The organism is Frigidibacter sp. MR17.14 (assembly GCF_037095735.1).
Classification (GTDB): domain Bacteria; phylum Pseudomonadota; class Alphaproteobacteria; order Rhodobacterales; family Rhodobacteraceae; genus Frigidibacter.
In genome coordinates this window covers 1-11,761 of the sequence record NZ_JBAWKD010000007.1, presented here as the reverse complement: position 1 = coordinate 11,761, position 11,761 = coordinate 1, and the positions used below count along the sequence as shown (strand labels likewise).

The 11,761-nt window shown below is 67.5% G+C and carries 10 protein-coding genes and 1 pseudogene; 9 read left to right on the top strand and 2 right to left on the bottom strand.

The genetic code is table 11. The annotated features are described in order from the left end of the window. Nucleotides 1–52 precede the first annotated feature (52 nt). A complete protein-coding gene (locus V8J36_RS16420) occupies nucleotides 53–1,003 on the bottom strand; it encodes a TAXI family TRAP transporter solute-binding subunit (protein WP_336468401.1) in 951 nt (316 codons plus the stop codon). A gap of 280 nt (nucleotides 1,004–1,283) precedes the next feature. Here V8J36_RS16420 and V8J36_RS16415 point away from each other — a divergent pair, with 280 nt between their 5' ends. The 9 genes from V8J36_RS16415 to V8J36_RS16375 all read left to right on the top strand — a co-directional run bounded on the left by V8J36_RS16415 (nucleotide 1,284) and on the right by V8J36_RS16375 (nucleotide 10,301). Next, nucleotides 1,284–2,486: an FAD-dependent oxidoreductase gene (locus tag V8J36_RS16415; protein WP_336468400.1), complete on the top strand. Its 1,203-nt coding sequence runs from the start codon at nucleotides 1,284–1,286 to the stop codon at nucleotides 2,484–2,486. A gap of 24 nt (nucleotides 2,487–2,510) precedes the next feature. Next, the gene (locus tag V8J36_RS16410; RefSeq protein ID WP_336468399.1) at nucleotides 2,511–3,257 is read left to right on the top strand and encodes a maleate cis-trans isomerase family protein; all 747 of its coding nucleotides are present in this window, start codon (nucleotides 2,511–2,513) and stop codon (nucleotides 3,255–3,257) included. A gap of 16 nt (nucleotides 3,258–3,273) precedes the next feature. Continuing rightward, complete coding sequence (locus V8J36_RS16405) at nucleotides 3,274–4,005, top strand: GntR family transcriptional regulator (protein WP_336468398.1); 732 nt, start codon at nucleotides 3,274–3,276, stop codon at nucleotides 4,003–4,005. Then, entirely contained in the window at nucleotides 4,002–4,829 is an 828-nt protein-coding gene (locus tag V8J36_RS16400; RefSeq protein WP_336468397.1) for an SDR family NAD(P)-dependent oxidoreductase, read from the top strand. Before V8J36_RS16405 ends, V8J36_RS16400 begins: the two co-directional genes overlap by 4 nt. Nucleotides 4,830–4,837: 8 nt before the next feature. Then, complete coding sequence (locus tag V8J36_RS16395; protein ID WP_336468396.1) at nucleotides 4,838–5,584, top strand: maleate cis-trans isomerase family protein; 747 nt, start codon at nucleotides 4,838–4,840, stop codon at nucleotides 5,582–5,584. A gap of 143 nt (nucleotides 5,585–5,727) precedes the next feature. Then, nucleotides 5,728–6,918, top strand: coding sequence for a glycosyltransferase family 2 protein (locus tag V8J36_RS16390; protein ID WP_336468395.1), 1,191 nt, complete (start codon nucleotides 5,728–5,730; stop codon nucleotides 6,916–6,918). Further along, nucleotides 6,902–7,876 (top strand): lysylphosphatidylglycerol synthase transmembrane domain-containing protein, encoded by a 975-nt coding sequence (locus V8J36_RS16385; RefSeq protein WP_336468394.1) that lies wholly within the window; start codon nucleotides 6,902–6,904, stop codon nucleotides 7,874–7,876. Before V8J36_RS16390 ends, V8J36_RS16385 begins: the two co-directional genes overlap by 17 nt. Next, the gene (locus V8J36_RS16380) at nucleotides 7,873–8,826 is read left to right on the top strand and encodes a glycosyltransferase (protein ID WP_336468393.1); all 954 of its coding nucleotides are present in this window, start codon (nucleotides 7,873–7,875) and stop codon (nucleotides 8,824–8,826) included. Before V8J36_RS16385 ends, V8J36_RS16380 begins: the two co-directional genes overlap by 4 nt. Continuing rightward, nucleotides 8,823–10,301 (top strand): DUF7056 domain-containing protein, encoded by a 1,479-nt coding sequence (locus tag V8J36_RS16375; RefSeq protein ID WP_336468392.1) that lies wholly within the window; start codon nucleotides 8,823–8,825, stop codon nucleotides 10,299–10,301. The genes V8J36_RS16380 and V8J36_RS16375 overlap by 4 nt, the downstream gene beginning before the upstream one ends. 660 nt (nucleotides 10,302–10,961) lie before the next feature. On the opposite strand, the pseudogene V8J36_RS22885 reads toward V8J36_RS16375, so the two are convergent. Next, nucleotides 10,962–11,659, bottom strand: a pseudogene (locus V8J36_RS22885) (IS110 family transposase); the annotation flags it as partial. Nucleotides 11,660–11,761 lie beyond the last annotated feature (102 nt).

Genomic DNA, 11,761 nt, shown 5'->3' with positions numbered 1-11,761 from the left:
CGGGCCGTGGGGAGACGGCCCGCGCGGGGGCGGATCAGGTCAGGTCAGGCGGTCACTCGGCGACGGGAACGCCGTGCTCCTTGTAGAAAGCGATCGCGGCCGGGTGGTAGGGCAGGCCCTTCGAGCGGCCCATGCCCTCGGGCGAGAAGGTCTCCCACAGCGGTCCGGTGGCCATCAGCGCGGCGCGGCCCTCGTAAAGCGCCTTGGTCATCGCGGTCACGACGGCGTCGGGCGTGTCTTTGCCGGTGAACAGCATGTAGTCGTAGCCGAAGATCTTGGTCGTGCCCTCGACGCCCTCGGCCTGCATGCCGGTGATGTCGAAGATCCGGGTGCCGGGCAGGATCGCGTCCATGCGCGCGCCGTCCTCGGCCCCGTCGAGCGACAGGAACTTCACGTCGCCGGCCGAAGCCTTGATGTCCATCACATGTGCGGCGCCGGCGGTGGCGATCGAGGTGTCGAGCGAGCCGTCCTTGAGCCCGTCGAACATCGCCGGGAAGTTGGCGGTCGGCACCTGAGTCACGTCGTCATAGGTCAGGTCGGCGGTGGCCAGGATCGCGCGGATCACGAAATCGCCCAGCGAGTTGTCGGGGAAGCGCGGCACCTTGTGGCCCTTCAGATCGGCCACGGTCTGGATGCCCGAGGCCTTCAGCACCAGCATCCCCGAGGTGAAGTCCATCAGCGAGGCGACCATGCGCAGGTTCGGCGCGGCAGCGCCTTCCGACATGCCGGTGCCCTTCAGCGCGAAGGCGGTCTGCGGGTAGTTCGCGATCCCGAATTCGACGCGGCCCGTGTCGACCATCGGGATGTATTGCGAGGTGTTGGCGGTCTCTTGCGGGATCACCCGGATCTCGCCGGCCTGGGTCGCGATGTTGGCGATGGCGGTACCGACCTGGCCGGTCGAGCCGCCCTTGGTCGTGCCCAGTGCGACGGTCTGCGCACCCGCGGTGCCGGCCAGGCCGAGAGCGATGGCCCCCGCCAGCGCGACCTTGGTCAGATTGATCATTTCTTACTCCCGGTTGCCGATTTTATAGGCGATATTTGGATACATCGCTTGACAGAAACCTTGCCACGAAACTGCATCAAATCGGCCATGAGAATTTCTCTGCCAAGCGAAGGTCACGCCACATCATTGTATAATATGCTGTTTATACGCGTTTATATGCTCATCGCGCTTGCCGCGTTGCAGAAATCTGCCTGTGCCTCAAGGCTGAGGAAATCTTGATTGCCGGATCGCACTGGCGAAGGGCAGAAGTTTCTTGGATACAAACTATCGAGGTAACCAGATGGGCAGCTCCGAGGCTCCAGTCATCATTTCCGGCGCCGGTCCCGTAGGGCTGATCGCCGCGGCGAACCTGATCCGTCACGGGATTCCGGTCGTCGTGCTCGAGCGGTCCGAGGACGTTCCCCGCGACCTGCGCGCCTCGACCTTCCATCCGCCGACGCTGGACATGCTGGCCGAATTCGGCATCGCCGACCGGCTGGTCGAACGCGGGCTCGTTTGCCGCAACTGGCAGTACCGCGACCGCGACACCGGGGTGGTGGCGACCTTCGACATGGGTGTGCTTTCCGACGACACCGCCTATCCGTTCCGCCTGCAATGCGAGCAGTGGAAGATGTCGGACATGCTGCGCGAGGACTTCGCCGGCACCGGCGGCATCGACATGCGCTATGGCCACAGCGTCACCGGCTTCACCCAGGACGAGGACGGGGTGACGGTGCTGTTCACCGACCCGGCCGGCGAGCCCGGCGAGGTCCGCGGCCGCTACCTGATCGCGGCGGACGGCGCGCACAGCCCGATCCGCAAACAGCTGGGCGTCAAGTTCGACGGCCAGACGATCCCCGAGATCTTCCTGTCGATCTCGACCAGCTTCGACTTCGCGGCGGTGATCCCGGATCTTGCGCCCATTGCCTATGTCTCGGACCCCGACGAATGGCAGGTGCTTCTGCGCACGCCGACCCTGTGGCGGGTGCTTCTGCCGACCGACGCCCGGCTCAGCGACGACGAGATCAAGAATCCCGACACGATCGAGCGGCGCCTGCAGGCGATCCAGTTCAACCCCGACCGATACGAGATCCTGCACTGCACCGCCTACCGCGTCCACGAGCGCGTGGCCGAGGCTTATGTGCACGGCCGGGTGTTCCTGGCCGGCGACGCGGCGCATCTGAACAATCCGCTGGGCGGGATGGGTATGAACGGCGGCATCCATGACGCGCTGAACCTGACCAACCGGCTGGTCGAGGTTCTGGCCGGCGCCGCGCCCGAGACGCTCGGCCGCTACGAGCGTCAGCGCCGCAAGGTCGCGCTGGACACGGTGCAGGCCACGACGCTGCGCAACCGCAAGATGATGTCGGAAAAGGACCCGGCCGCCCGCGCCGCCTATCACGACGAGCTGCGCGGCATCGTCGCCGACCGCGCCAAGCACCGCGCCCACCTGCTGAAGGCCTCGATGATCCAGTCGCTGCGCGACCTCGAAGCCGTCGCCTGACCCCCGAAGAACCGGAGAAGACCCATGACCGACTCGCTCGGCTACCGCATGAAATTCGGGGTGATCGCCCCCTCGACCAACACCTCGGTGCAGCCCGAATTCGACGACATGCGCCCGGTGGGCGTGACCAACCACTTCTCGCGCATCGTGATCCCGAACGATCCCGTCGCCAGCGACGCCGACTTCAACGAGCTGGTGATGCGCATCCGCGCCAAGACCATGGAGGCGATCGACAGCGTCATGTCCTGCGAGCCGCAGGCGGTGATCATGGGCATGTCGGCCGAAACCTTCTGGGACGGCAAGGATCGCGCCGACACGCTCAAGGGCCAGGTCGAGGACCGCGCCGGCGTGCCGGTCACCATGGGCTCGGACGCCTGCCGGGCCGCGCTGGAGGCCTATGGCAACATCAAGCGCATCGCCGTCGTCACCCCCTACATGCCGATCGGCGACGACCAGGTGACGAAGTTCTTCACCGACTGCGGCTACGAGGTCGCGGGGGTGAAGGGGCTCAAGTGCAAGGGCCCGATGCTGATCGCGCACGAGACGCCCCAGACCCTGCGCGACGCGATCATCGAGCTGAACGAACTGGGCGTCGACGCGATCATTCAGGCCGGCACCAACCTTGCCATGGCGAAGGTCGCGGCGATGGCCGAATTCTGGCTCGACAAGCCGGTGATCGCGATCAACACCGCCACCTACTGGCACGCGTTGCGCACCGCCGGGATCACCGACAAGGTGCAGGGCTTCGGCAAGCTTCTGTCGCACTATTGATCGAAGGGGGGCAGGCATGACCCGCGACACCGCGCCCGACAGTCCCGAGCCGGAGCTTCGCGCCCCGGACGGGCCCGAGGGCGATCCCTCGGCCAAGGCCGCGACCCGGGCCTATCTGGGCATCCGCGCCGCGATCCTGTCGAACAGCCTGCCCCCCGGCAGCCACCTGCGCGAGGAAACCCTCTGCGAGATGACCGGCACCTCGCGCACCCCGGTGCGCGAAGCTTTGCGCCGGCTGGTGGCAGAAGGTCTTGCCACCGAGGACAACCGGCACCGCTTCGTCACCGATTTCTCGATTTCCGAGATCATGGTGATGTTCGACATGCGGGCGCGGATCGAAGGCTATGCCGCCCGCATCGCCGCCGAGCGGATCACCCCGGTCGAAATCGACCGGCTGTCGGCGCTGATCGCGGCGATGGACGCGATCGACCACGCCGAGCCAGAGGCCGCGACCGAAAGCTTCCTGCGGTTGAACGGGCAGTTCCATGACGTGCTGGTCGAGGCCTGCCACTCGACCCAGATCCGCATCATGATGCGCCCGGTGATCGCGGCGCCGGTCGCGCTGATCAAGCGCTTCGTCATGGGCCAGCCGCTGAACATCCGCGCCTCGAACGACCAGCATCGCGACATCCTGCGCGCGCTCGCCGCGGGCAATCCCGACTGGGCCGAGATGGCGATGCGCGCCCATATCCTGTCGACGCGCCCCCGAGTCTGCCCGCTGCCCGCCGACCGCGAGCTGCGGCCATGACCGCGGCCGGGCGAGAGCTGGCCGGCACGGTCGCGATGATCACCGGCGCCAGCCGTGGCCTTGGCCGGGCGATGGCGCTGTCGCTGGCGGGGCAGGGGGCGCGGATTGCGCTTTGCGCCTCGGCCGAGGGCTCGGCGCTTGCGGCCATCGCGCGCGAGGCGCTTGCCGCCGGGGCGGGCGCGGTCTCGACCCATGCCTTCGACGTGGCCGATCCCGCCGCCTGCGTGCAGGCCCATGCCGCGGCCGAAGCCGCGCTTGGCCCGGTGACGGCGCTGGTGAACAACGCGGGCCTCGGCATGCGGCTGATCTCGGAGCGGTTCAACACCGAGCCCACCCGCTTCTGGGAGGCCGAGCCCGAGGCCTGGGCGCGCATCATCGCCACCAATGTCAACGGCGCCTTCCACATGGCCCGCGCGGTGACGCCGGGCATGATCGCGCGCGGGGGCGGCAAGATCGTCAACATCTCGACCTCGGACCTCACGATGGTCCGGCGCGGATACGCGCCCTACGGCCCCTCGAAGGCCGCGCTGGAGGCCGCGAGCCGGGTCTGGGCGCAGGACCTCGACGGGACCGGCGTCACGGTCAACGTCTTCCTGCCCGGCGGGGCTGCCGACACCGACCTGCTGCCGCCCGGGCCCGAAAAGAAGGGGGCCGATGGCAACCTGCTCTCGCCGCAGGTGATGGCCGCGGGGATCGCCTGGCTTTGCGGTCCGGCTTCGGACGGTGTCACGGGCCGGCGCTTCATCGGCCGCCACTGGACCGTCCCCGGCGCTCCGCCGCCCGAGGCGGTCTCGCCCCCCGTCGCCCGCCCTTCGATCCTGTGAGAGCCGCCATGACCCGCCCGCTGTCGACCTATTCCGCCCGTGCCCGCATCGGGCTGATCGTGCCGCCCACCAACACCGTGAACGAGGCGGAATGGGCCCGGCTGCTGCCCCCCGGCGCGACCGCGCACAGCCAGCGCATGGCGCTGCATTCCGACATGACCAGCCCCGATGGCCGCGCCGCGCTGAAGGACGACCTTGCCGAGACCATCGCGATGCTGGCGCCGATGAAGCCCGATGTGGTGGCCTATGCCTGCACCGCGGGCTCGATGCTGGTGCCCTCCGACAGCCTCTGCGCCGAGATGACCGAACGCAGCGGCCTGCCGGTGGTGACCACCGCGGATTCCATCGTGCGCGCGTTGCGCCACCTCGGTGTGCGCCGCCTTTCGATCGTCACGCCCTATGCCGAGGCCACCAACCAGCACGAGGTCGCCTTCCTCGCCGCGCATGGCTTCGAGACGCTGGCCATCGCCGGTCTGGGCATCGGCGCGAACGGTCCCTGCGAGTTTCCGCTGATCGCGCAGACCCCGCTCGACCGGATCCGCGCGCTGGTGGCCCAGACCTTCGTGCCGGGCAGCGAGGCGCTGCTGATCACCTGCACGGACTTCCCCAGCCTGCCGCTGATCGACGCGCTCGAGGGCGAACTGGGCGTGCCGGTGATTAGTTCGAACACCGCGACGCTGTGGGCCTGCCTTGCGCAAAGCCCGGGCGGAACGACCGGTCTGACGCAGGGCGGACGGCTGCTGCGCGGCGCCTGACGCGGGCCCCGACGGCCCGGCCAGAACGCGGCAAGGCCGCGCGACCCGACAGCGTGGTTAAAAATTGCCGCGTCCGTGCCCGCAGCCCGCCGCATTTTTCCTGTCTTGAGACCGGAGCGTTGTGTGTTGCCGGGGCCGTGCCGATGAGGATGGAATCGCTGTCCGTTGCCTTTGTCCTGCCCTGTCTCAACGAGGCACGGACGATCGAATGGTGTGTGACCCGCGCGCGTGAGGCGCTGGCCGAGATCCGCAACCGCTACGGGTTGTCGGGCGAGGTCATCGTCGCCGACAACGGCAGCACCGATGGCAGCCAGGCGCTTGCGATCCGCGGCGGGGCGCGGGTCGTCTCGGTCTCGGAGCGTGGCTACGGCGCGGCCCTGATCGGCGGATTTGCCGCGACGAAGGCCCCCTATCTTGTGATGGGGGACAGCGACTGTTCCTACGATTTCGTCGAGGCCCTGCCGATGATCGGGGCCCTAATCGAGGGGGCCGATCTCTGCATGGGCTCGCGGTTTCGCGGCGAGATCAAGCCGAACGCGATGCCGTGGAAGAACCGCTACATCGGCAATCCGGCCCTTACCGGGCTGCTGCGGATGATGTTCCGGACCGACATCACCGATGCGCATTGTGGGATCCGGGCGATCAGCCGCACCGCCTATGACCGGCTGAAGTTATCTTCGACCGGCATGGAATTCGCGTCCGAGATGGTTCTCAAGTCGGCGCTGGCCGGGCTGACCATCGCCGAGGTTCCGGTCACCCTTTCCCCGGACCAGCGCGGGCGGCCACCGCATCTGAACCCTTGGCGGGACGGGCTGCGACACCTCGTCTACATGTTTCTGCTTAACCCGGTCTGGCTGTTTCTTGTCCCCTCGGCGGCCCTGTTCTGCCTTGGCAGCCTGTTGCTGGCAGCGCTGGTCCTGGCGGGTGACAGCACGCTGTTCCTGCCAGGCGGACTGCGCTTCGGCGACCATTGGGCCGTTGCCGCCTCGGCCGCGCTGGTGATGTCGACCCAGACCGGGATGATCGGGCTGTTCGCCGTGGTGATCGGCGCGCGCGACGGGCTGATGCGTCCGGCCCGGCACCTGCGCGGACTGTTGCACCGCTCGCGCCTTCAGCACTGGCTGCTTGCCGGCGGCGGCACAGGGCTTGCCGGGCTGATCTGGATCGCGACGATCACGCTGGGCTGGATCGCCTCCGATTATGGAGCGCTGAACCAGATGCGGGCGCTGATCGCGGCGGCCACCATGGTCATTCTGGGATCGCAGATCTTCTTTTCGGGGTTTCTGCTGTCGATCCTGTCGGGCCACCGCTCGCGCCATGCCGGAGCGATCTGAGGTGGTCTCGCTGTCCGACAGCACGCCTGCCCTGCCGGGAGGAAAGGGGTTCGCCGCGCTGGCCTTCGGCCTTGCGGCGATCATGGCTGTTGTCCTGACAAGCGGGATGGACGGCGCGACGCTGCTTGCCACTCTCTCTCGGCTGCCGCCTTGGGCCTATGCGCCGATCACGCTGCTGCAGGTGACGATGGTGTGCCTGGCTGCGTGGAAGTGGCGCCGGATGCTTCGTGATCTGAGCGGTGGTGCATATCGTCTGCCGCTGCGCAGCGCGGTAGCGGCGACGACCCTCGGCACACTCGCGGGCCAGGCGATGCCGATCCAGATCGTCACCCCGGCGGTGCGGACGGTCTGGGCACGGCGCAGCGCGATCCCGGTCGGCCCGGCACTGGCGAGCTCGCTTTTCGAACAGGTCTTCGATCTGCTCGCACTGGCGGGGCTGGTGTTGACCCTGCTGCTGACGGCCGGGACGGGCGCAGCACCTGCCGGGATCGCGGCACTGGCCATCGCCGTCTCGCTGACGCTGACCATCCTGATCCGCCCCCTGCTGCGCCTGGCCGGTCAGATGGCGCATCCGGTGCTTCCGGGCCTGTCGCAGGGCATGACCAAGGCCGCGTCGATGCCGCTTGGCGGTCTTTCGGCACAGATGGCGATATCGCTGCTGCGCATCGCCATCATCTCGGTCCTGACCGTCGGGGTGCTGACCCTGCTGGCCCCGGGCGTGGATCCGCGGCCGCTGATCCTTGCCCTGCCGCTGCTGCAGCTTGCCTCGGCCTTTCCTCTGGTGCCTGCGGGTCTGGGCCTTGTCGAGGCCGGATGGTCCGGCCTGCTGGTCGCGCAGGGGATCGATCCCGGTGCCGCCGTTGCCACGGCTGTCGCGTTGCGGATCGTGACCACCGGTCCGTTCCTGGTCGTGGCGCCGCTCATGATCCTGATCGGGGCCAGAGGGGTGCAGCGGTGACCGCGCCCTGGCTGACGGTGATCATGCCCGTCTTCAACGGCGCGGCGACGCTTGGGCGGACGCTCGCCTCGCTGCCCGTCGATGCCCCGGGGATCGAGATACTGGTCATCGACCAGGGCTCTGGCGACGCGAGCCGCGCGATCGCCGCGGCCCATGCGGAAGGTCGCAACCTGCGGATCATCGATGCGCCGCAGAATGTCAGCTGGATGCAGAATACCAATCTCGGTCTGCGCGAGGCGCAATCGGACCTCGTCACCATCCTGCATCAGGATGATGTCTGGCTGCCCGGCCGTGCCGAGGCGCTGAGGGCACAACTCGACCGCCACCCAGAGGCAGGGTGCTGGCTGCACGCATCCGCCTATATCGACCCCGACGACCGCCGCATCGGCCGCTTCGCGCCGCCCTTCGGCGGGAAGGACGCGCTGATCGCGCCCGAGCGGGCACTGGCGCGGCTGATCGTCCAGAACACGGTGGCGCTGCCCTCTGTCGTGTTCCGCCGGGATCTCGCGCTGCGCGGCGGCGGGCTGGACGAGACGCTGTGGTACACGGCTGACTGGGATCTCTGGCTGCGGCTTGCGGCAGCGGCGCCGATGGCCTGGTCGCCCGAGACGCGCACGGGCTTCAGGCTGCATCGCGGCTCGCTCACGGTCACGGGTTCGCGCGATCTTGCAGAGTTCGGCCGGCAGCTGGCGATCCCGCCGGCCCGCCATCTGGACGCGCTGCCCGCCGCAACGGGCCGCCGACTGCGGCCGGTCATCGAGGCGTCGAATGCCGTCAACCTTCTGCTGGCCGGCCGTTTCCACGGGGCCGCGGGCACCGCGACGGCGGCGACCTGCGCGCAAGTCATGGCGCTGGGTCCACGCGGGATTTGGTGTCTCTTGCGCGACAGCCGGATCGTCGCCCGCGTCCGCCCGCGTCTTCGGCTTCTGCGCGGGCGGAAGACCGCATGACTCCGGTCGCGGGGGCGGGACCCTGGGGCGGGGTCTCTACCGGACTGTTGCTGCGCCTTCTGATCGGGCTCAAGCTCTGCCTGCTGGCCGCACTCGCGTTCAACACCCGTTTCGTCATGGACGAATTCTGGACCCTGTCTCAGACCACATGGCTTTGGGACGGCTTTTTCACCACGATCTGGCCCGAGAAATCGGTGCTCTATGTCGTCTTCTACGACCTCGCCCGGCGTATCGGCACGGATTCCGTCTCGATGCTGTTGATCGCCCGGGCAATGACGGCCGGGGTGGCGATGATCACCTGCGCGCTCGTCTGGCGGATCGCGCGGCATAGCGGCCAATCGGCGCTAATGGCTGCGCTGGGCGTGATGGTCCTGCTCAGTTTTTCGAATTTCATGGAACGCGGGTTCCGCCTTCGGTCGGAGCCGCTGGCGTTGCTCTTCGCATTGCTGGCGCTTTGGGTGACGATGCGCGGGCCCGCCGATCGCACGGGTCGTCTGATCCTTGCCGGCATCTTCTCCGGGCTGGCCTTCCTGACGACGCAGAAGTCCATCTACTTCAACGTCGCGCTCGGCATGGCGCTCGTCGTCGATGCTCTCGCCCTGCGCCGCCCTGCGTCGGCACTCCGCCGCGGCACGCTGCTGATCGGCGGCTGGCTGATCGCCGTCGCGACCTATGTGCTCGGCTTCGGGGGGATGGCGCCGCTCGGCGTCCTGCGGGCGCTGTTCCTTGGCCCGATCGAGGTCGCCACCGTCGCACACGAGCTCTATCCCGGCATCCGGGGGTTCGTCGGCCAGACATTCGTGCGAAACATCGCACTCTACATCCCGTGTTTAGCAGGTCTGGCCGTCATGCTGGCAGGCCTGCCACGGCTTGCGCCGCCGCAGCGAATCCATGCGATCTTCACCCTCGTCATGGCCGTGCTGGTCTTCACGCATGATCAGCCCTGGCCCTATGTCTTTACCATGGTGCTGCCCGTCCTCGCGATCTGCCCCGGGCATCTGTTGACCCGGTCGCGCGAGGGTATCGGCGCGAAGGTGGTGCTCATGCTGCTGGTCGCCGGAATTTCCGCAGGTTTCGTGCGCAACGTGGCCTATTTCGACCATGACAACCGGGTTCAGCTGGCCTTCATCCGGCAGGCCGAGGCGCTGGTTCCCCTCGGCGAAACCTATTTCGACGGCATCGGCATGCTGCCCGCCCGACGCATGGCGCCCCGGCTCTGGCTCGACGCCATGGCAGTCTCGCGTGCGAACGCGGCCGGGCCTGACGGCGCGCTGCCGAACGCATTGGCCGAGGAGCGGCCTGAGCTGATCATCCAGAGCTACCGCACGGATGCTATCCGGCCAGTGATCGCTGGGCTCGTCGACACCCGCTACGTCCATGACGGCGAAGATTTGCTGAGGCTACGTCAGCCCGGGGAAGCACCGCAGGGCGGTGGACCATCTGCCACGGACCTGTTCCAGTCCGTCTACGACTGAAGCCGACGGGTCCGGACGCGCTGGCCCGGATGTGACGTCAGACGGCGTGACAGCTTCACCGTCCAATAGCCGTGGCACGTGATGTTCGCGGAAAACCTCGGTCGGGGTCAGGTAGCTTGGCTGTCGTCAATCACGCCTGAAAGAACTTCGATCCGGTGAACGTCGCGCTCGCTCATCTGCACCAGTCCCATGTCGCCAACTCCCAATGGTCAAAAGGGCTGAGACGCCAACCGACCGATGACCTTTTCCCAACGTCAGGCACCCGATAACCATTATATTTCGGCCATTTCTCGAAATTTCACGCGGCCACCATGTCCATTTTGCAAGCCGAGGCGACAGGACTTCGGTAACGGGATCGTCCTCGTAAAGCGGCTTTGCACACAGCTGATCGGCGGCCATGGCGGGTATCTTTTCCGTTCTTTGCACGAGCCTGGCGGAGACGCGGCCTTCTTCTGTGGTCACCCGGGTGCATGCTTCGGTCGGTGGTCGGCGCGCTGACCGCCAGCATGATGCCGGTTCTCTGCAGTCCCGGTGTGCCCATATCATAGGCGTGCTCGATCTGGATCGGCACAGTCCTGACCACGGCATCGCCGGAACCACGTCCCTCGGGGGACCTCGAAGGCCCGCAGGCCTAAAGGCTCGTGCGGGGATCACTACATCTCAGGCAGCGGCGGGCGCCGCACCATCTAGCCGGAAGTCGGTGTCATCGACCCACATCCGATGCAGGATGACGCCGATCCGCCGCGCCAAGGCCACCATCGCCCGCTTCGCGCCGCGCCGGCGTGCAAGCTGCGCCAGCCATGTCCGCAGCCATGAGACCCGACTTCAATGCATCATGACTGTCGCGGCCTGACACAAGGCACGACGCAGATAGACGTCGCCGGCCATGGTGATCCCACCCGAGATATATCTCTCGCCAGACTGGCTGCGCGACAGCGTCAGTCCCGCCCAAGGGCCGATTTTGCTCGAGGTGCTGAACCGGGAGGGGTCATGAACCGCGGCGCGATAGGACAGCGCGACCACGGCCCCGACGGCCCGCGCATGGGCATCAGGCGACGGCAGGCCGGATCGTCCTGCGCCAGCCTACGGACCTGTCATTCCAGATCGGCCAGCTCCTGACGAAGACAGGATTGCGCCCGCAGCATCGGCTCCGAGGCGGCCTCGAGCATCGCGTTGCCCTCCGCCAGTTCCCGGATCCGCGCCTCGAACCGGCCGCGCGAGATCGGACCGACCTTCAGGCCGAAGTTCCGAAGCAGCCCGCCCGAGGAAAGCTCCAACGAAATCATGGCCTGCTGGATTGCCTCACGTGCGCCCAGCAGGGTGCGGAGTTCCTGGGCCGAGACCGACTTGCAGTGGATGTGTGGTTTCACGCTGAAGGGCGACTTGGTCGCTGGCGAGGTTAGGGCAGGGCGGTGTCACCTTCCATGAGTTTGTCGCGGAAGACCTCGGCGGGTGTTCGA